Raw genomic sequence first — 20102 nt, 5'->3', positions numbered from 1 at the left:
GGGGCATGCTCAGGAGGTACTTCCGGTACCTCGGCCGCGTCGGCACACTCGGGTCCATGGACTGGACCCACTACCGCTTCCACGCCGTGTGGGAGCTGCCCGCGCGGCCGCCGGACGTCTACGCGGTCCTGGAACACGCCGAGACCTACCCGCGCTGGTGGCCCCAGGTGCGCGAGGTGACCCCCGTCGACGAGCACAGCGGCGTCATCCGGATCCGCTCGGTCCTGCCGTACGACATCACCGTCACCGCACACGCGGCGCGCCGGGACCCGGCGGCCGGCGTCCTGGAGATCGGCATGTCGGGTGATCTCGACGGCTGGGCGCGCTGGACCTTCGACGCGGCCGGCCCGGGAACCCGTGCCCGGTACGACCAGGAAGTGCACGTCAACACGCCCCTGCTGCGGCGGCTCGCCGTGCCGGGACGCCCCTTCTTCCGCGCCAACCACGCCCTGATGATGCGCGCGGGGGAGCGCGGACTGAGGGCTCATCTCACAACGGTTTGAACCGCACCCGCCGGGACCTGTATGGTTCAGTCCGTTCCCGGGCGATTAGCTCAGTGGGAGAGCGCTTCGTTCACACCGAAGAGGTCACTGGTTCGAACCCAGTATCGCCCACCCGGAGAAGACCGGTCCGTCATCGACGGACCGGTTTTTCGTTGTGCCGTTGTGCCGACGCCGGCGCGCCCGGTCGGGCCGTGCCCGCTCGCTCGGGCAGCGCCCGCTCAGGCCGCCGCCTGCAGATCCGGGCGCAGTGGCCACGCCGGATCCACCGCCTCCGGTGAACCGCTGCGCGCGAACCAGGCCTGCAGCCCGCGCGCCTGCGCCGCGTGCCACACCGCCTGGAGCGTGTGCAGCTCGGACGGCGACAGCCGCTCGAGACGGGCCGCGAAACGGCGCCCCACCGCACGGACGACCTCCATCGAGGCCAGCGCGTCGGCCGCCGCGTCGTGCGCGCCCTCCAGCGGCACCTCGTAGTGCGCGCACAGATCCGTCAGGGTGCGGCGGCCCTTGCGATAGCGGTCCAGATGCTTGTCGAGGACGCGCGGATCGAGCACGCGCAGCGACGCCGACTCGAACCAGCGGTCGAGGGACGAGGCTCGGTGCCTGCGCAACTCCCGGTCCAGCAGCGTCAGATCGAACGGGGCGTTCATCACCACCAGCGGCCGCCCCGCCGTGGCCTGTTCACTCAGCTCCCGCGCTATCTCCTCCATCACGGGCGACGGCCAGCGGCCGTTGCGCTGCAGATGTTCGTCCGTGAGCCCGTGCACCGCCGTCGCCCCCGCGGGCACCGGCACTCCAGGGTTCACCAGCCATCGGGTCACCCGCGGACGGGCTCCCGGGGCGTCCTGGACGACGACGGCGGCCGACACGATCCTGTCGGTCTCGACGTCCACGCCCGTGGTCTCCGTGTCGAACGCGGCCAAAGGGCCTTCGTACCAGCACGTCATACGTACACAACTCCTCGTTCACCCACGGCAGCTGACGTACCGTCTTCTGCCCGTTTGGTGATACCCGGCCCGTTTGCGCCGTACGCCGGAAGGAGACAACAGAGGTACGGGTCTTTGCAGTTCAGCGACCCGTCGCGGGGATACATCACGTCTGGAAGGCTGTTGGACTCATGGCACTCGCGCAGCCCGAACGGGGCGGGCTGCTGCCCCAGCGGACGGCACCCCATCGCGGCTCACTCGCCACCACCGCCTGCATGGAGACCTTGCAGGTGGGCTACTTGCACGCCGTCGCGGCGGCCGCGGGCTGTTCACTGTCCCAGCCGTTTCCCGACAACGGCATCGACTGGCACGTCAGCCACAGCGCCCCCGGGCACACGGTCGACGACGAAGTCACCATCAAGGTGCAGCTCAAGTGCACGTACCAGATCCCGCCCAACCCCCCGGGGCCCGCCTTCTCCTTCACGCTCGACAACGAGCACCTGGCGAAGCTCGCGCGCACCCCGGTCTCGGTGCACAAGATCCTGGTCGTGATGCTCGTGCCCAGATCCCAGGACGACTGGCTGCGTGCCAGCCACGACCGGCTCGACCTGCGGCACTGCTGCTACTGGATCAACCTCGCCGGACACGCCATCACGGGCCGGCGCCGGACCACCGTCCGGATCCCGACGGCCCGGATCTTCGACGACCGGGCCCTGTGCGAGATCATGACGCGGGTCGGGACGGGAGGCAGACCATGACACACCGCCCCATCGACGAGGCGCTCCGGCCGGTCAGGCCGCACCCCGCCGAAGCCTTCTGGAACGATCCGCCGGCGCCCGACCAGGTGGACCCGGCCGTGCTAGGCGCGCTGCTGCGGCGGCACGGCTGGCAGCGGCGCGGGGGAGCGGCCGGGCGGTACGGCAGGTGGACCCCACCCGGGCCCGGGGGCGGCGGCACCAGCCTTCTGGTGCCGGAGAACCGGGCCTTCCCCGACAGCGACGACCTCCTCGGCGAGGCCCTCGTCGCGCTCTCCCGCAGCGGCTCCCCGGCCGCGCGGGACGTACTCGTCGCGCTCGCCGTGCCCAGCGACGAGATCCACTGGTGGCGGGACGTGCCGACCGGTCCCGTGGGCGCGGCGCCCTGGACGGTCGAGGAACAGACCCGCGGGGCCGCCCGCCAGATGCTGCTCGCCGGGGCGCTCGCCGCGCACGCGCGTGCCGGCTACTACGGCGCCCGGCACCGCAGAGCGGCCACCGCCTCCCTGGAGAACGTCCTGGTCGGCGCGGAACCGGGCGGGCGGGGCCTCACGGCTTTCGTTCCCGTCACCTCCGGCCGGCCCCTCGCCGTACGGCTGCACGAGGCGCTGTGCGCGGCCCGCGAGGCCATCGACTACCAGCGGGCCACCGGCGGCATGGACGCCTTCGACGCCGCCGTCGAGGCGGGCGCCAGCCATGAACTGATGGAAGCCCTGGTGACCCTCGTCCGGGGCACCGAGGGCGCCCGCGTCACCGTCGAGTGGTCACCCGCCGCGGGCGTCCCCGAGGGCGGCACGCATCCCGCGGAGCCCGTCGAGTTCTCGCCCGGCGACCTGCCCGTCCTGCGCGAGGCCGGGGCCCGCTATCTGCGCGAGGAACCGTCCGTGCCGGTGCGGCTCACCGGTGCCGTGGTCCGGATGCGCCGGTCGGGTCCGCGCGGGGCCGGCACGGTACGGCTGCGGGTCATCGCCGGCGCCGAGGTCCCGCATGTGCGGATGACCCTCGACGAGGAGGCGTACCGGATAGCGGGCCAGGCCCATCTGGTGGGGCTGCCCGTGCGGGTGCACGGCCGCCTGGAGAGCCGCGGCGGCTTCCGCAGGCTCACGGACGCCACCGGTGTCGTACCCGTCCAGGTGGACGAGGCCGAACGGGACCGGCTGATGAAGTCGCTCCAGGAGAATCTGGACTTCTTCGAGGAGGCCTGCAACGAGGACTGAGGGCACCCGCGCGGGGAGGGCCGGGCGCGTGCGCGGCGAGGGCCGGGACCCGTGTCCGGCGCGGACCGGGGCGCCCTGTCCACAACCGTTTCGCGGAGGGGACCCCGGGCTCGGTAGGATTCGGGGCATTGCCATGCCATCCCGTATGTGGTGTGGCACCCCTTCAGTCAGGAGAGACCGGTGTCAGACGTCCGTGTGATCATCCAACGCGATTCCGAGCGGGAAGAACGTGTGGTGACGACGGGCACTACGGCCGCCGACCTCTTCACCGGCGAGCGCACCGTCGTCGCGGCCCGTGTCGCGGGCGAGCTGAAGGACCTCGCGTACGAGGTGCGGGACGGCGAGGAGGTCGAGCCGGTCGAGATCTCCTCCGAGGACGGCCTGAACATCCTGCGCCACTCCACCGCGCACGTCATGGCCCAGGCCGTGCAGGAGCTCTTCCCCGACGCCAAGCTGGGCATCGGCCCGCCGGTCAAGGACGGCTTCTACTACGACTTCGACGTGGAGAAGCCCTTCACGCCCGAGGACCTCAAGGCCGTCGAGAAGAAGATGCAGGAGATCCAGCGGCGCGGGCAGCGCTTCTCCCGCCGTGTCGTCACCGACGAGGACGCCCGCGAGGAGCTCGCGGCCGAGCCGTACAAGCTGGAGCTCATCGGCATCAAGGGCGCCGCCTCCACGGACGACGGCGCGAACGTCGAGGTGGGCGGCGGCGAGCTGACCATCTACGACAACCTCGACGCCAAGACCGGCGAGCTGTGCTGGAAGGACCTCTGCCGCGGTCCCCACCTGCCCACCACCCGCAACATCCCGGCGTTCAAGCTGATGCGCAACGCCGCCGCGTACTGGCGCGGCAGCGAGAAGAACCCCATGCTCCAGCGCATCTACGGCACCGCCTGGCCCTCCAAGGAGGAGCTGAAGGCGCACCTGGAATTCCTCGCCGAGGCCGAGAAGCGCGACCACCGCAAGCTGGGCAACGAGCTGGACCTGTTCTCCATCCCGGAGCAGATCGGTTCCGGCCTCGCCGTCTTCCACCCCAAGGGCGGCATCATCCGCCGGGTCATGGAGGACTACTCGCGCCGCCGGCACGAGGAGGAGGGCTACGAGTTCGTCTACACCCCGCACGCCACCAAGGGGAAGCTCTTCGAGACCTCGGGCCACCTGGACTGGTACGCCGACGGCATGTACCCGCCCATGCAGCTCGACGAGGGCGTGGACTACTACCTCAAGCCCATGAACTGCCCGATGCACAACCTGATCTTCGACGCGCGCGGCCGCTCGTACCGTGAACTGCCGCTGCGCCTGTTCGAGTTCGGCACCGTGTACCGGTACGAGAAGTCGGGCGTCGTGCACGGCCTGACCCGCGCCCGGGGCTTCACCCAGGACGACGCGCACATCTACTGCACCAAGGAGCAGATGGCGGACGAGCTCGACAAGACGCTCACCTTCGTCCTGAACCTCCTGCGCGACTACGGCCTCACCGACTTCTACCTGGAGCTGTCCACCAAGGACCCGGAGAAGTTCGTCGGCTCGGACGAGATCTGGGAAGAGGCCACCGAGACGCTGCGCCAGGTCGCCGAGAAGCAGGGCCTCCCGCTGGTCCCGGACCCGGGCGGCGCCGCCTTCTACGGCCCGAAGATCTCCGTGCAGGCCAAGGACGCCATCGGCCGTACCTGGCAGATGTCGACCGTGCAGCTCGACTTCAACCTGCCCGAGCGCTTCGACCTGGAGTACACCGGCCCCGACGGCTCCAAGCAGCGCCCGGTCATGATCCACCGCGCGCTCTTCGGCTCCATCGAGCGCTTCTTCGCCGTGCTCCTGGAGCACTACGCGGGCGCGTTCCCGGCGTGGCTGGCGCCCGTCCAGGCGATCGGCATCCCGATCGGCGACGCGCACGTGGAGTACCTCCAGAAGTTCGCCGCCGAGGCCAAGAAGCAGGGCCTGCGCGTCGAGGTCGACTCGTCCTCGGACCGGATGCAGAAGAAGATCCGCAACGCGCAGAAGCAGAAGGTGCCCTTCATGGTCATCGCGGGCGACGAGGACATGGCCGCCGGCGCCGTCTCCTTCCGCTACCGCGACGGCTCCCAGGAGAACGGCATCCCCCTCGCCGAGGCCATCGCCAAGATCGCGAAGGTCGTCGAGGAGCGCGCCCAGATCTGACCCGGCCGGCAAGCCTCGGCCGAGACGACAGCCCCCGGGAAGCTAGCTTCCCGGGGGCTTCTCGTCGCCCTCCCGCGAGAACCGCTGCAACAGCCACGAGGAGAACGACCCCGTCACCGCGCCGAGCAGTCCGAGACCGCACGCCATCATGGCGACCGCGATCGTCCGCCCCCTCGGCGTCACCGGCGTCACATCCCCGTACCCGACCGTCGCGAGCGTGGAGGCGGCCCACCACACCGAGTCGCCGAAGGTGACGATCGTCGCGTGCGGCGCCCTGTACTCGGCCTGGTAGACGGCGAGGGCGCCCGAGAAGCCGAGCAGCAGGACCGAGAGGCTCGCGTAGAAGATCACCCGTGAGTACAGCGGGAGGTGGGGCTCTCCGCGGCGCCGCAGCACGGAGTCGTAGAGCTTGACGACCCGCAGCGGCCGCAGCAGCGGCAGGACGAGCACCACGGTGTCCAGCAGGTGACGCCGGACGAACCGCCGGCCCTGCCCGCTCAGCCGCCAGCGCACCAGGTAGTCGGCGAGGAACACCGCCCAGATGGCCATGACCAACGAGACACAGGCCTCGCGTACGTCCTCGGGCAGATCGTGCCCCAGGACGTGCACCGCGTACCCGGCGAGGAACAGCAGTGACCCGATCGCCAGCGGCACCTCCGTGCGGCGCTCCCAGCGGGTCATCGGGCTGTCGTCGTCCATGGCCACAGCTTGGCCGCAGGCTCCTTTGCCCGGCACCCGCCGACACGCCGCGAACGGGCGAAGCAATATGCTGCAACACATGACGAGTGAGCCGGAGCAGCAGATCGGAGTGGGAACGCAGGACGCGTTCCAGCGCCTTTGGACGCCCCACCGGATGGCCTACATCCAGGGCGAGAACAAGCCCACCGGCCCGGGTGCCGACGACGGTTGTCCGTTCTGCTCGATACCGGCCAAGTCCGACGAGGACGGGCTGATCGTGAGGCGCGGGGAGCACGTGTACGCCGTGCTCAACCTCTACCCGTACAACGGCGGGCACCTGATGGTCGTGCCCTACCGGCACGTCGCCGACTACACGGACCTCACGGGGCCGGAGACGGCCGAGCTCGGTGAGCTGACCAAGCAGGCCATGACCGCCCTGCGTACCGCCTCCGGCGCGCACGGATTCAACATCGGCATGAACCAGGGGACGGTCGCGGGCGCCGGCATCGCCGCCCATCTGCACCAGCACATCGTGCCCCGCTGGGGCGGCGACACCAACTTCATGCCCGTCGTCGGCCACACCAAGGTCCTGCCGCAGCTTCTCGCGGACACCCGCAAGATGCTGGCGGAGGCCTGGCCCAGCGCGTAGCCCCGGTCCGGGGTGCCCACCCGTCGGGCGCCCCGTCCGTCGCCGCCTCCGGGCCCGTCCGGCCTCGCGGCTCGTCCGGGCCCGCACCGCGCGAGGCCTGGGCGGGACGCCCCCGCCCGTGCGTCCGCGTGCCCGCCGCGCAGGCCGCGTGCCCGGCCAGCGGCTACGCGTCGTACAGGTCGGCCTTGCGCGGCGAGAGATCCTGCACCGCCGTGCTGAGGAACGACGAGCGGTTGCCGAACTTCTCCGTGTCGACGCCGTTCTCCGCGAGGACCTTGATCGCCGCCGAGTGCACCACGCGCAGCACCGGCGCCGCCGCCCGCAGCGCGTCGTCCGCCATGAAACGGTGCCGCCACGGCTGATCGGCCCAGGCGTGCCGCAGCCCGAAGGGCTCGGGCAGCGCCAGACTTCCGCCGACCCAGTTCAGCAGCGGCGGATACCAGGTGAGCGGCGCCCGCGCCGCGAGTCGCACGACCTCGTCCGCGGTGACCAGCGGCAGGCTCACCTTGCGGGTCTCCCAGAACTTGACGGCCTTCGCGACCTCCTTGGTGGGAGCCTCCGGCTTGCTGGTGAACAGCGGATTCACCGGACCCAGCGCGTGACCGGTCACCTCGATGCGCAGCGTCTGGTGCAGCACGGTCACCGTGATCATCATGGTGATGACCAACTGGCCGTCCCAGAGCGTCCACTGGACCCCGAGATAGTGCCGGTCCCCGCTGCCGAACTGCTGCTTGTTGCAGATGTCCTGCACGGCGTGCGTCTTGATCGTGTACGCGTCCACATCCGTGCCGCCCGGCCGGGACACCGCCTTCGCGCCCTCGCCGATCGGGGTGACGATCCAGTGCTTTATCGAAGGCGCCGGAAAACCACCGGTGTTGAGCGGGCCGCGCTCCAGCATGCGCAACTGGTCGTGGACGTTGCGGATGACGTCCCAGCTCCGGAACGGATGGATCTCCTTCTTCTCGTCCAGCGCCACCAGGTCCTCGGCGAGCTGCCAGCTCCCCCAGCGGGTGCCCATGCCGAGTATGCCCTTGGGGCCCGCGTAGAAGACCGAGTTGGACTGCTGCTCAGCGGTGAGCCGGGCGAGCGACTGGCGCAGTTGCTCCGCCGCCGTCTCCCCGGGGCTGCCGGGAACCGCCTCGGGAATCTTCGCGCCGATGCCGCCGCCCGACAGCAGGCTGTCCCAGCGCTCCCGCAGATCCTTGGCGGTGCGCTCGCAGATCCGCTTCGCCCACAGCCAGCCCACGACCGGGAGGACCACCGCGGCCCGCGCGTACCAGGCCCAGAAGCCGGTGAACGGCATGCGGACGAGGAAGAGGACGGCCAGGGCGCCGACCGCGAGCAGGAGCGTGGTGCCGAGCGCGGAGCCCCGCCTGTCCGTGCGCTTGGCGATCTGCGTACGGATCTGAAAGGCCATCAGCCACACCAGCAGCCCCGGCAGGAACAGCAGTCCGCACAGCACCATGACGGCGGAGAGCCAATTGTCGCGCTCCCGGCGGATGTTGGTGGCCGCGAGACAGTGCTCCACGACGACCTGCGGCTCGGTGCCGAAGGACTGGATCAGCGGAGCGCGGCCCTTGCCCAGCATGCGGGCCGTGACGGCACCCGCGAAGGCTTCCCCGAGATTCGGCGCGAACAGCTTGATCCGGCCGGCCTTCACCGTGGACTGGTGCCATTCGTTGTCGGCCTTGAGGATCTCCTCCATCGGACTGTCGCGGTACGCGGCCGAGGCCAGGGCGAACGTCGCCGCCGTCTGCCCCGCGGAGCCCGTGAGCGGCACCTGCGCCCCGGGAGTGAAATCGAAACCCTCGAATGCCACTTCCGCCCCCATCGCCGCCGCACCCGCTCCTGCGGCCTTCCCGACTTCGGTGTCCCGCACACCTGTTGATCAGGTCTTCGTCTTGATCAGTTCTCAGAGTATCGGCCGCGGCCGACATCCGTCGGTGGACGGCCGAAGCCGCCCACCGACGGATGAAACCCCCGCCGGAGTGCCCGGGGCACCCCGGCTCTCAGGTACCCGCTTCCTGTTCGCGGAGCCGCTCGGCGATGTGCTGCGGCATGGGTTCGTGCCGTGCGTAGGACCGGTCGAAGCGCGCGGTGCCGTGCGAGACGGACCGCAGGTCGACGGCGTACCGCCCGATCTCGATCTCGGGCACCTCGGCGCGCACCAGCGTGCGCCCGCCCGCCGCCTGCTCGGTGCCGACCACCCGGCCGCGTCGTCCCGACAGGTCGCTCATCACCGGACCCACGTAGTCGTCGCCGACCAGGACGGTCACCTCCGCCACCGGCTCCAGGAGATGGATCGTGGCCTCACGGGCCGCCTCGCGCAGCGCGAGCGCGCCCGCCGTCTGGAACGCGGCGTCGGAGGAGTCCACGGAGTGCGCCTTGCCGTCCTTCAGCGTGACGCGCACGTCGATGAGCGGATAGCCGGCGACCACGCCCTTGGCCGCCTGGGCGCGCACCCCCTTCTCGACGGAGGGGATGAACTGCCGGGGCACGGCGCCTCCGACGACCTTGTCCACGAACTCGATGCCCGAGCCGTTCGGCAGCGGTTCGACCTCGATCTCGCAGATCGCGAACTGGCCGTGCCCGCCGGACTGTTTGACATGGCGGCCGCGCCCGGTGGACGGGCCGGCGAACGTCTCGCGCAGGGACACCTTGTGCGGCACCACGTCGACCTGCACGCCGTAGCGGTTGCGCAGCCGTTCCAGGGCGACGTCCGCGTGCGCCTCGCCCAGGCACCACAGGACGACCTGATGGGTGTTCTGGTTCTGCTCCAGGCGCATGGTGGGGTCCTCGGCCACGAGCCGGCCGAGCCCCTGGGAGAGCTTGTCCTCGTCCGCCTTGCTGTGCGCCTCGATGGCGAGCGGGAGCAGCGGGTCGGGCATCTGCCACGGCTCCATCAGCAGCGGGTCGTCCTTGGCCGAAAGGGTGTCCCCGGTCTCGGCGCGGCTCAGCTTCGCCACACTGGCGAGGTCGCCCGCGATGCAGTGGGTGAGGGCGCGCTGCTGTTTGCCGAACGGCGCGGACAGGGCGCCGATCCGCTCGTCGACGTCGTGGTCCTCGTGCCCGCGGTCGGTGAGCCCGTGCCCGGAGACGTGCACCGTCGCGTCGGGGCGAAGGGTTCCGGAGAAGACGCGGACCAGGGAGACCCGGCCGACGTAGGGGTCGGACGCGGTCTTCACGACCTCCGCGACCAGCGGTCCGTCCGGGTCGCAGGCCGTCACCTCGCGGGGTGCGCCGTCCGGTGTGGTCACGGCGGGCGCCGGGCGCTCCAGCGGGGTCGGGAAGCCGCCCGTGATCAGTTCGAGGAGCTCGACCGTGCCGAGCCCCTGCCGGGCTCCCTCGGCGGCGGGCGCGGCGGCCAGTACGGGGAAGAAGCTCCCGCGGGCCACGGCCCGTTCGAGGTCCTGCACGAGTGTCTTGAGGTCGATCTCCTCGCCGCCGAGGTAGCGGTCCATGAGCGTCTCGTCCTCGCTCTCGGCGATGATCCCCTCGATCAGCCGGTTGCGGGCCGTCTCGATGAGCGGCTGCTGCTCGGGTCCCGGGTCCGCCTCCTTGCGCTCCCCGGAGGAGTAGTCGAACAACTGCTGGGTGAGCAGGCCGATCAGGCCGGTGACGGGCGCGTGCCCGTCCGGTCCCGCGGCGCCGTGCAGCGGGAGGTAGAGCGGCAGTACGGCGTCGGGGTCGTCCGCGCCGAACGCCCGGGCGCAGGTCGCGGTCATCTCCTCGAAGTCCGACCTGGCCGATTCGAGATGGGTGACCACGATGGCCCGCGGCATCCCGACGGCCGCGCACTCCTCCCACAGCATCCGGGTCGAGCCGTCCACCCCGTCCGAGGCCGAGACGACGAAGAGGGCCGCGTCCGCCGCTCGCAGACCGGCCCTCAGTTCGCCGACGAAGTCGGCGTAACCGGGTGTGTCGAGAATGTTGATCTTGAACCCGTCCCAGTCGACGGGCACCAGGGAGAGCTGCACCGAACGCTGCTGCCGGTGCTCGATCTCGTCGTAGTCCGAGACGGTGCCGCCGTCCTCCACGCGGCCCGCCCGGTTCACCGCTCCCGCCGTCAGCGCGAGAGCCTCCACCAATGTCGTCTTGCCCGATCCGCTGTGGCCGACCAGCACCACATTCCGTACGGACGCGGGGTGGTCGGCCGCCGTAGCCCTGCCGGCGGCTCCGGGGTGTGTATTCGCCTTGTCGCCCATGGCCTTGCCTCCCGTGCACGGTGAGGTCTCTGTGGGCGCGGGACATGCCGGGGCCGCGTGCGGCGGCTCCGGTGACGCCCGCGGTCCTTCGAGCTTTGCACTCGCGTCACTGTGCGTCCATACAAGGGACGCGATCCCGCCGTGACACCGGCGGCATCGGGTCGTGACACGGGGGGCGGGTGCCCGGCCATCGCACAAGCGCACGCGTGGCTACGATGGGCCAGCCGACGGCCAGCAGGGGCCGCCCGGCGACACCGACCCTCGGGAAGGCCATGCTGAACAAGTACGCGCGTGCATTCTTCACGCGTGTCCTCACACCGTTCGCCGCGTTTCTCGTCCGCCGGGGGGTGAGCCCCGACACGGTCACCCTCCTGGGCACCGCCGGAGTCATGGCGGGCGCGCTGGTCTTCTTTCCCCGGGGCGAGTTCTTCTGGGGAACGATCGTCATCACGCTCTTCGTGTTCTCCGACCTGGTCGACGGGAACATGGCGCGCCAGCTCGGCCGCTCCAGCCGCTGGGGCGCCTTCCTGGACTCCACGCTCGACCGGGTCGCCGACGGCGCGATCTTCGGCGGCTTCGCGCTCTGGTACGCGGGCAACGGCGACGACAACGTCCTGTGCGCCGTGTCGATCTTCTGTCTCGCCAGTGGCCAGGTGGTCTCGTACACCAAGGCACGCGGCGAGTCGATCGGTCTGCCGGTCGCGGTCAACGGTCTCGTCGAGCGCGCGGAGCGGCTGGTGATCTCGCTGGTCGCCGCCGGCCTGGCGGGTCTGCACACGTTCGGTGTGCCCGGCATCCAGGTGCTGCTGCCCATCGCGCTGTGGATCGTCGCCGTCGGCAGCCTCGTCACGCTGATCCAGCGGGTCGTCACCGTGCGCCGGGAGGCCGCCGAGGCGGACGCCGAGGTCGCCGCCCAGAACAGTGAGGCCACCTCGTGACGAGCCTGCGCGACAGGCTGGTCGACGGCGCGTACGCCTTGGGCTGGGGCGTCGTCAAGAAGCTTCCCGAGCCGGTCGCCGTGGGCCTCGGCCGCACGATCGCCGACATCGCGTGGAAGCGGCGCGGCAAGGGGGTCCGGCGCCTGGAGAGCAACTACGCGCGCGTGGTGCCGGACGCGACGCCGCAGCGGCTCGCGGAGCTCTCCCGGGCCGGCATGCGCTCGTACCTGCGCTACTGGATGGAGTCGTTCCGGCTTCCCGCGTGGAGCGAGGAGCGGGTGACGAACGGGTTCGAGGTCAAGGACGTGCACCACCTGACCGACGGGATCGCCTCCGACCGGGGCGTCATCCTGGCCCTTCCGCACATGGCGAACTGGGATCTCGCCGGCGCCTGGGTCACCACCGGACTGAAGACGCCGTTCACGACCGTCGCCGAGCGCCTCAAGCCCGAATCGCTGTACGACCGTTTCGTCGCCTATCGCGAGGGCCTCGGCATGGAGGTCCTGCCGCACAGCGGGGGTGCCGCGTTCGGCACGCTGGCCCGGCGGCTGCGCGAGGGCGGGCTGATCTGCCTGGTCGCCGAACGGGACCTGTCCGCCTCGGGCGTCGAGGTGGAGTTCTTCGGCGAGACGACCCGGATGCCCGCGGGACCGGCCCTGCTCGCCCAGCAGACCGGCGCCCTCCTCCTGCCGGTCACGCTCTGGTACGACGACTCTCCCGTGATGCGCGGTCAGGTGCATCCGCCCGTCGAGGTCCCCGAGTCGGGCAGCCGGGCCGAGAAGACCTCCGTCATGACACAGGCGCTGGCCGACGCCTTCGCCGACGGCATCGCCGAGCACCCGGAGGACTGGCACATGTTGCAGCGGCTGTGGCTCAAGGACCTCGACGCCGGGAAGGCTCCCCGCGAGGGGTCCGACGCGCAGGATCCCGAGAAGAGGGCCTCGTGAGGATCGGCATCGTCTGCCCGTACTCCTGGGACGTCCCGGGCGGCGTCCAGTTCCACATCCGCGACCTGGCCGAGCACCTCATCGGTCTGGGGCACGAGGTCTCCGTCCTCGCCCCCGCGGACGACGACACACCCCTGCCCCCGTACGTCGTCTCGGCGGGCCGCGCGGTCCCGGTCCCGTACAACGGCTCGGTGGCGCGGCTGAACTTCGGCTTCCTGTCGGCGGCCCGGGTACGGCGCTGGCTGCACGACGGCACCTTCGACGTGGTCCACATCCACGAGCCGTCCTCGCCGTCGCTCGGCCTGCTCACGTGCTGGGCGGCCCAGGGGCCGATCGTCGCGACCTTCCACACCTCGAACCCGCGCTCCAGGGCGATGGTCGCCGCGTACTCGATCCTCCAGGCCGCCCTGGAGAAGATCAGCGCGCGGATCGCGGTGAGCGAGTACGCCCGGCGCACCCTGGTCGAGCACCTCGGCGGGGACGCGGTCGTCATCCCGAACGGCGTCGACGTCGACTTCTTCGCCCGCGCCAAGCCCAAGCCCGAGTGGCAGGGCGACACCATCGGCTTCATCGGCCGCATCGACGAGCCCCGCAAGGGCCTGCCGGTGCTCATGAGGGCGCTGCCCACGATCCTGGCCGAGCGTCCCCGGACACGGCTGCTGGTCGCCGGGCGCGGCGACGAGGAGGAGGCCGTGGCGTCACTGCCCGCCGAGATGCGCTCGCGCGTCGAGTTCCTCGGCATGGTCAGCGACGAGGACAAGGCCCGTCTCCTGCGCAGCGTCGACCTGTACGTCGCGCCCAACACCGGCGGCGAGAGCTTCGGGATCATCCTGGTCGAGGCGATGTCCGCCGGGGCGCCCGTGCTCGCCGCGGATCTCGACGCGTTCGCCCAGGTCCTCGACCAGGGCTCGGCGGGCGAGCTTTTCGCCAACGAGGACGCGGACGACCTGGCCGCCGCCGCGCTGCGGCTGCTGGCCGACCCGGACCGCCGCGCCGTCCTGCGCGAGCGGGGGAGCGAGCACGTACGGCGCTTCGACTGGTCCACGGTCGGGGCGGACATCCTGGCCGTGTACGAGACGGTGACGGACGGCGCCGCCGCGGTGGCCACGGACGAACGCACAGGCCTCCGGGCCCGCTTCGGCCTGGCCCGAGACTGACGGCCACCGGGCCGCCGGAACCAGGGTGTGCGGTGAACCGGGGTCTGCGGTGGACCGGAGCCTCGGGTGGACCAGGGTCTCCAGTGAGCCAGGGTCCCCGGTGGACCGGAGCTTCCGGTGGACCGGGATTTCCGAGGCCCGGGGCCACCGGCTCCAGCCTGACCTGACCTGACCTGACCTGACCCAGCCCGGTTCCGGTCTGCTGCCCTGGCTCGGGTCCGCCCCGGGCTGACCTGGCCCCCGGCCTGGCCCGCGAGTGACACCAGCGGGGCCCGCCCGACCCGTGCGCGGCCCCGTGCGCCGGCTCGCCCCGTACGCGGCCCCGGTGGAGTGGTGATCGGCACGGGTAGCCTTGCCGCCCGTGACCGCAACCCTCATCTGGATCCTCGTCGGCCTCGTCGCGATCGGCCTCTACCTGAGCTGGACCGCCGGGCGTCTCGACCGGCTGCACGCCCGTATCGACGCCGCCCGCGCCGCCCTCGACGCGCAGTTGCTGCGCCGGGCCTCCGTGGCGCAGGAGCTCGCCACCTCCGGGGTGCTCGACCCGGCCGCCTCGATCGTGCTCTACGAGGCGGCGCACGCGGCCCGGCAGGCCGAGGAGGAACAGCGCGAGGTGGCCGAGAGCGAGCTGAGCCAGGCATTGCGGGCGGTCTTCGGGGAGACCCAGCAGGTCGAGGCCGTGCGCGAGGTGCCCGGTGGTGAGGAGGCGGCCGGCGAGCTGGCCCAGGCCGTGCGCCGGGTGCCGATGGCGCGGCGCTTCCACAACGACGCCGTACGCGCCGCCCGCGCCCTGCGCCGGCACCGCAAGGTCCGCTGGTTCCGCCTCGCGGGCCACGCCCCGTTCCCCATGGCCTTCGAGATGGACGACGAGCCCCCGACGGCCCTGGCGGACCGCCCGACGAGCTGATGGACACGGGAGGGCGGCAGGGAAAACGATCCACCGCCTCCCCATTGGCCCTTGCAGTGGACTGGTCGCGTCGCGTTTCCTCGGAGCTGCAGAAATCCCCTTTCCCCGAGTGAGGTCAACCCGTGTCGAGCACCCTCCCCAACTCCGCCGAGAACACCGCGATCGGTACCGCCCGTGTGAAGCGCGGCATGGCCGAGCAGCTCAAGGGCGGCGTGATCATGGACGTGGTCAACGCCGAGCAGGCGAAGATCGCCGAGGACGCCGGCGCCGTGGCCGTCATGGCCCTGGAGCGGGTTCCCGCCGACATCCGCAAGGACGGCGGAGTCGCCCGGATGTCGGACCCGAACATGATCGAGGAGATCATCGAGGCGGTCTCCATCCCCGTGATGGCCAAGTCCCGCATCGGCCACTTCGTCGAGGCCCAGGTCCTGCAGTCCCTCGGCGTCGACTACATCGACGAGTCCGAGGTCCTCACCCCGGCCGACGAGGTCAACCACTCCGACAAGTTCGCGTTCACCACCCCCTTCGTCTGCGGCGCCACCAACCTGGGCGAGGCCCTGCGCCGTATCGCCGAGGGCGCGGCCATGATCCGCTCCAAGGGCGAGGCCGGCACCGGCAACGTCGTCGAGGCCGTCCGCCACCTGCGCCAGATCAAGAACGAGATCGCCCGCCTGCGCGGCTTCGACAACAACGAGCTGTACGCCGCCGCCAAGGACCTGCGCGCCCCGTACGAGCTCGTCAAGGAGGTCGCCGAGCTCGGCAAGCTGCCGGTCGTGCTGTTCTCCGCCGGTGGTGTCGCCACCCCCGCGGACGCCGCGCTCATGCGCCAGCTCGGCGCCGAGGGTGTCTTCGTCGGCTCCGGCATCTTCAAGTCCGGCGACCCGGCCAAGCGCGCCGCCGCCATCGTGAAGGCCACCACCTTCTACGACGACCCGAAGATCATCGCGGACGCGTCCCGCAACCTCGGCGAGGCCATGGTCGGCATCAACTGCGACACCCTCCCCGAGACCGAGCGCTACGCCAACCGCGGCTGGTAGTCGCATGAGCACTCCTGTCATTGGCGTCCTGGCCCTCCAGGGCGACGTACGGGAACACCTCATCGCCCTGGCCGCGGCGGACGCCGTGGCCAGGCCGGTGCGGCGGCCCGAGGAGCTCGCCGAGATCGACGGCCTGGTCATACCCGGCGGCGAGTCCACCACCATCTCCAAGCTGGCGGTCCTCTTCGGAGTGATGGAGCCGCTGCGCGAGCGGGTCCGCGAGGGCCTGCCCGTCTACGGCACCTGCGCGGGCATGATCATGCTCGCCGACAAGATCCTCGACCCGCGCTCGGGCCAGGAGACCATCGGCGGCATCGACATGATCGTGCGCCGCAACGCCTTCGGACGGCAGAACGAGTCCTTCGAGGCGGCGGTCGACGTCGAGGGTGTCGAGGGCGATCCCGTGGAGGGCGTCTTCATCCGCGCCCCCTGGGTCGAGTCCGTGGGCGCCGAGACCGAGGTGCTCGCCGAGCACGGCGGCCACATCGTCGCGGTACGCCAGGGGAACGTGCTCGCCACCTCGTTCCACCCGGAGCTGACCGGCGACCACCGTGTGCACGGCCTGTTCGTCGACATGGTCCGGGCGAACCGGACAGCGGCGTCCTAGTAGGATCTGGGGGTCCCCTCAGGCTCCGCGAGCCGGGGGAGTTCGTCCAGGTTGGGTTACGCGAAGGAGACAGGCAGATGTCCGGCCACTCTAAATGGGCTACGACGAAGCACAAGAAGGCCGTGATCGACGCCAAGCGCGGCAAGCTCTTCGCGAAGATGATCAAGAACATCGAGGTTGCCGCCCGCACCGGTGGCGCCGACGTGTCCGGCAACCCGACGCTGTTCGACGCCATCCAGAAGGCGAAGAAGAGCTCGGTCCCGAACAAGAACATCGACTCCGCGGTCAAGCGCGGCGCCGGTCTCGAAGCCGGTGGCGCCGACTACGAGACGATCATGTACGAGGGTTACGGCCCGAACGGTGTCGCGGTGCTCATCGAGTGCCTCACCGACAACCGCAACCGCGCCGCCTCCGACGTGCGCGTCGCCATGACCCGCAACGGCGGCAGCATGGCCGACCCGGGTTCCGTGTCGTACCTCTTCAACCGCAAGGGCGTCATCGTCGTCCCCAAGGGCGAGCTGTCCGAGGACGACGTCCTCGGTGCCGTGCTCGACGCGGGCGCCGAGGAGGTCAACGACCTCGGCGAGGCCTTCGAGGTCCTCTCCGAGGCCACCGACCTGGTCGCGGTGCGCACCGCGCTCCAGGGAGCCGGCATCGACTACGACTCCGCCGACGCCAACTTCGTCCCGACCATGCAGGTCGAGCTCGACGAGGACGGCGCCCGGAAGATCTTCAAGCTGATCGACGCGCTGGAGGACAGCGACGACGTGCAGAACGTCTTCGCCAACTTCGACGTCAGCGACGAGGTCATGGAGAAGGTCGACGCCTGACCGAGGGCTTGCTCGAAGCGACGGGCCGACGGGACACCCCCCGTCGGCCCGTCGCTGTGTCAGTGGCACCCGATAGCCTGCACGAACTGGGGAGACCCCCAGCGACGACCGGCTGGATCGAAGGAGGCCCGGGTGCGGGTGCTGGGTGTTGACCCCGGGTTGACCCGGTGCGGTGTCGGGGTGGTGGAGGGAGTCGCCGGGCGGCCCCTGACCATGCGCGGCGTCGGAGTCGTCCGCACCCCGGCGGACGCCGAACTCGGCCTGCGCCTGGTCGCCGTCGAGCAGGGCATCGAGCAGTGGCTCGACGAGTACGAACCCGAATACGTCGCCGTGGAGCGGGTGTTCAGCCAGCACAACGTCCGGACCGTGATGGGCACCGCCCAGGCCAGCGCCGTCGCCATGCTCTGCGCGGCCCGCCGCGGCATCCCCGTCGCGCTGCACACCCCGAGCGAGGTCAAGGCCGCCGTCACCGGCAGCGGCCGCGCGGACAAGGCCCAGGTCGGCGCGATGGTCACCCGCCTGCTCCGGCTCTCCGCGCCGCCCAGGCCCGCCGACGCGGCGGACGCCCTCGCGCTCGCCATCTGCCACATCTGGCGAGCCCCGGCCCAGAACAGACTCCAGCAGGCCGCCGCGGCGATCGCGCCCGACCGGGCCGTCGCGCAGAACAGACTCCAGCAGGCCGCCGCCGCGCACGCCTCCCACCAAGCATCGAAAGGCCGTACCGCATGATCGCCTTCGTCAGCGGCCCGGTCGCCGCCCTCGCCCCCGACTCCGCGGTCGTCGAGGTCGGCGGCATCGGCATCTCCGTCCAGTGCACGCCGGGCACGCTCGCCGGGCTCCGCACCGGACAGCAGGCCAGGCTCGCCACCTCCCTGGTCGTCCGCGAGGACTCGCTCACGCTGTACGGCTTCGCCGACGACGACGAGCGCCAGGTCTTCGAACTGCTCCAGACCGCGAGCGGAGTCGGCCCGCGCCTCGCCCAGGCGATGCTCGCCGTGCACGCCCCCGACGCCCTGCGCCGAGCCGTGTCCACCGGTGACGAGAAGGCGCTCATCGCCGTCCCCGGCATCGGCAAGAAGGGTGCCCAGAAGCTGCTGATCGAGCTCAAGGACCGGCTCGGCGAACCGCTCGGCCCCGGCGGCCCGGCCATCGGCACGGCGGTCACCACGAGCTGGCGCGACCAGCTCCACGCCGCGCTCGTCGGCCTCGGGTACGCGACCCGTGAGGCCGACGAGGCCGTCGCCGCGGTCGCCCCCCAGGCCGAGGCCGCCGAGGGAACCCCGCAGGTCGGCCAGCTCCTGCGAGCCGCCCTGCAGACCCTGAACCGAGCACGCTGAACGACCCCGGCCCCCGGGCCCGGCGCGTGCCCCGGTGCGGCCCGCGGCCGGGTCACCGCCGACCGCCCCACCACCACGAGACCGCGAGGCACCACCGATGAACTGGGACGACACGACAGACGAAGCCGCCGACGAGCGGCTCGTCGGACCCGCCGCCGAGCGGCTGGTGCGCTCGGTCGCCGACGGCGAGGACCAGGCCGTCGAGGCCGCGCTGCGCCCCAAGGACCTGGACGAGTTCATCGGCCAGGAGAAGGTGCGCGAGCAGCTCGACCTGGTCCTGCGGGCCGCCCGCGCGCGGGGGGCCACCGCCGACCACGTCCTGCTCTCCGGAGCCCCCGGTCTCGGCAAGACCACCCTCTCCATGATCATCGCGGCCGAGATGGGCGCCCCCATCCGCATCACCAGCGGCCCCGCCATCCAGCACGCCGGAGACCTCGCCGCGATCCTCTCCTCCCTCCAGGAGGGCGAGGTCCTCTTCCTCGACGAGATCCACCGCATGTCCCGGCCCGCCGAGGAGATGCTCTACATGGCGATGGAGGACTTCCGCGTCGACGTCATCGTCGGCAAGGGCCCCGGAGCCACCGCCATCCCGCTGGAGCTGCCCCCGTTCACCCTGGTCGGCGCCACCACCAGGGCGGGACTGCTGCCCCCGCCGCTGCGCGACCGCTTCGGCTTCACCGCGCACATGGAGTTCTACGAACCCGCCGAGCTGGAGCGCGTCGTCCACCGCTCCGCCGGTCTCCTGGACGTCGAGATCGGCGCCGAGGGAGCCGCGGAGATCGCCGGCCGCTCCCGCGGCACGCCCCGCATCGCCAACCGCCTGCTGCGCCGCGTCCGCGACTACGCGCAGGTCAGAGCGGACGGGATCATCACCCGGGAGATCGCCTCCGCGGCACTGAAGGTCTACGAGGTCGACGCGCGCGGTCTCGACCGGCTCGACCGCGGGGTGCTCGAAGCCCTGATCAAGCTTTTCGGCGGCGGTCCTGTCGGATTGTCCACACTCGCTGTCGCTGTGGGGGAGGAGCGTGAGACCGTGGAGGAGGTCGCCGAGCCCTTCCTCGTACGAGAGGGACTCCTCGCCCGCACTCCCCGTGGCCGGGTGGCGACACCCGCGGCATGGGCGCATCTCGGCCTCACACCGCCACGCCGGTCAGCCGGCGGAAACGGACAAGAGGACCTGTTCGGGGCGTGACGGCGTGCGTACGCACCGGGGCAGGAACCCCGGTGCCATGCTGAGCGTTGTTCCCTGAGTGCG

19 protein-coding genes and 1 tRNA gene are annotated in these 20102 nt (G+C 71.3%); 16 read left to right on the top strand and 4 right to left on the bottom strand.

Annotation, left to right across the window (positions count from 1 at the left end):
- Window positions 1–56 precede the first annotated feature (56 nt).
- Window positions 57–503, top strand: a complete 447-nt coding sequence (locus ACIQ7M_RS25745; RefSeq protein ID WP_403648465.1) for an SRPBCC family protein — start codon at window positions 57–59, stop codon at window positions 501–503.
- A gap of 39 nt (window positions 504–542) precedes the next feature.
- Window positions 543–614: transfer RNA gene (locus tag ACIQ7M_RS25740), tRNA-Val, on the top strand.
- Between the two features lie 107 nt (window positions 615–721).
- On the opposite strand, the gene ACIQ7M_RS25735 is transcribed toward ACIQ7M_RS25740, so the two are convergent.
- Window positions 722–1447, bottom strand: a complete 726-nt coding sequence (locus tag ACIQ7M_RS25735) for a 3'-5' exonuclease (protein ID WP_355771693.1) — start codon at window positions 1445–1447, stop codon at window positions 722–724.
- Between the two features lie 170 nt (window positions 1448–1617).
- Between ACIQ7M_RS25735 and ACIQ7M_RS25730 the strand changes: the two genes are divergently transcribed.
- The 3 genes from ACIQ7M_RS25730 (at window position 1618) to thrS (ending at window position 5555) form a co-directional block, all read left to right on the top strand.
- Window positions 1618–2184, top strand: coding sequence for a DUF4365 domain-containing protein (locus ACIQ7M_RS25730; protein ID WP_037621207.1), 567 nt, complete (start codon window positions 1618–1620; stop codon window positions 2182–2184).
- Entirely contained in the window at window positions 2181–3398 is a 1218-nt protein-coding gene (locus ACIQ7M_RS25725; RefSeq protein WP_403648461.1) for a hypothetical protein, read from the top strand. Before ACIQ7M_RS25730 ends, ACIQ7M_RS25725 begins: the two co-directional genes overlap by 4 nt.
- A 180-nt stretch (window positions 3399–3578) precedes the next feature.
- Complete coding sequence (gene thrS / locus ACIQ7M_RS25720; RefSeq protein ID WP_355771699.1) at window positions 3579–5555, top strand: threonine--tRNA ligase; 1977 nt, start codon at window positions 3579–3581, stop codon at window positions 5553–5555.
- Between the two features lie 42 nt (window positions 5556–5597).
- On the opposite strand, the gene ACIQ7M_RS25715 is transcribed toward thrS, so the two are convergent.
- Window positions 5598–6254, bottom strand: coding sequence for a potassium channel family protein (locus tag ACIQ7M_RS25715; RefSeq protein ID WP_403648457.1), 657 nt, complete (start codon window positions 6252–6254; stop codon window positions 5598–5600).
- Window positions 6255–6321: 67 nt separating this feature from the next.
- Between ACIQ7M_RS25715 and ACIQ7M_RS25710 the strand changes: the two genes are divergently transcribed.
- Entirely contained in the window at window positions 6322–6882 is a 561-nt protein-coding gene (locus tag ACIQ7M_RS25710; RefSeq protein WP_355771704.1) for an HIT domain-containing protein, read from the top strand.
- Window positions 6883–7045: 163 nt separating this feature from the next.
- Here ACIQ7M_RS25710 and ACIQ7M_RS25705 read toward each other — a convergent pair whose 3' ends face one another.
- A complete protein-coding gene (locus tag ACIQ7M_RS25705; RefSeq protein WP_355773235.1) occupies window positions 7046–8713 on the bottom strand; it encodes a hypothetical protein in 1668 nt (555 codons plus the stop codon).
- 178 nt (window positions 8714–8891) lie between these two features.
- Window positions 8892–11087 (bottom strand): elongation factor G-like protein EF-G2, encoded by a 2196-nt coding sequence (locus ACIQ7M_RS25700; protein ID WP_403648452.1) that lies wholly within the window; start codon window positions 11085–11087, stop codon window positions 8892–8894.
- A 215-nt stretch (window positions 11088–11302) separates the two neighbouring features.
- Between ACIQ7M_RS25700 and pgsA the strand changes: the two genes are divergently transcribed.
- The 10 genes from pgsA (at window position 11303) to ruvB (ending at window position 20039) form a co-directional block, all read left to right on the top strand.
- Window positions 11303–12025 carry a phosphatidylinositol phosphate synthase gene (pgsA, locus tag ACIQ7M_RS25695; RefSeq protein WP_355773238.1) on the top strand — a complete coding sequence of 241 codons (723 nt, stop codon included), beginning with the start codon at window positions 11303–11305 and terminating at the stop codon, window positions 12023–12025.
- Complete coding sequence (locus ACIQ7M_RS25690; RefSeq protein ID WP_403648448.1) at window positions 12022–12972, top strand: phosphatidylinositol mannoside acyltransferase; 951 nt, start codon at window positions 12022–12024, stop codon at window positions 12970–12972. The genes pgsA and ACIQ7M_RS25690 overlap by 4 nt, the downstream gene beginning before the upstream one ends.
- Complete coding sequence (locus ACIQ7M_RS25685) at window positions 12969–14129, top strand: glycosyltransferase family 4 protein (protein WP_355773227.1); 1161 nt, start codon at window positions 12969–12971, stop codon at window positions 14127–14129. The genes ACIQ7M_RS25690 and ACIQ7M_RS25685 overlap by 4 nt, the downstream gene beginning before the upstream one ends.
- A 361-nt stretch (window positions 14130–14490) precedes the next feature.
- Window positions 14491–15036: a hypothetical protein gene (locus tag ACIQ7M_RS25680; protein WP_355773224.1), complete on the top strand. Its 546-nt coding sequence runs from the start codon at window positions 14491–14493 to the stop codon at window positions 15034–15036.
- A gap of 122 nt (window positions 15037–15158) precedes the next feature.
- Window positions 15159–16073 carry a pyridoxal 5'-phosphate synthase lyase subunit PdxS gene (gene pdxS / locus ACIQ7M_RS25675; RefSeq protein WP_037621192.1) on the top strand — a complete coding sequence of 305 codons (915 nt, stop codon included), beginning with the start codon at window positions 15159–15161 and terminating at the stop codon, window positions 16071–16073.
- 4 nt (window positions 16074–16077) lie between these two features.
- Window positions 16078–16680: a pyridoxal 5'-phosphate synthase glutaminase subunit PdxT gene (pdxT, locus tag ACIQ7M_RS25670; protein WP_403648444.1), complete on the top strand. Its 603-nt coding sequence runs from the start codon at window positions 16078–16080 to the stop codon at window positions 16678–16680.
- Window positions 16681–16757: 77 nt separating this feature from the next.
- On the top strand, window positions 16758–17510 hold the full coding sequence (locus ACIQ7M_RS25665; protein ID WP_355773218.1) for a YebC/PmpR family DNA-binding transcriptional regulator: 753 nt from the start codon (window positions 16758–16760) through the stop codon (window positions 17508–17510).
- A gap of 132 nt (window positions 17511–17642) precedes the next feature.
- Complete coding sequence (ruvC, locus tag ACIQ7M_RS25660; RefSeq protein WP_403648441.1) at window positions 17643–18239, top strand: crossover junction endodeoxyribonuclease RuvC; 597 nt, start codon at window positions 17643–17645, stop codon at window positions 18237–18239.
- Window positions 18236–18847, top strand: coding sequence for a Holliday junction branch migration protein RuvA (gene ruvA, locus ACIQ7M_RS25655; protein WP_355774802.1), 612 nt, complete (start codon window positions 18236–18238; stop codon window positions 18845–18847). The genes ruvC and ruvA overlap by 4 nt, the downstream gene beginning before the upstream one ends.
- A 97-nt stretch (window positions 18848–18944) precedes the next feature.
- Complete coding sequence (gene ruvB / locus ACIQ7M_RS25650) at window positions 18945–20039, top strand: Holliday junction branch migration DNA helicase RuvB (RefSeq protein WP_355774799.1); 1095 nt, start codon at window positions 18945–18947, stop codon at window positions 20037–20039.
- Window positions 20040–20102 lie beyond the last annotated feature (63 nt).

Source organism: Streptomyces sp. NPDC096324 (assembly GCF_044763015.1).
Lineage (GTDB): Bacteria > Actinomycetota > Actinomycetes > Streptomycetales > Streptomycetaceae > Streptomyces.
This window is presented reverse-complemented; position numbering and strand designations above follow the sequence as displayed.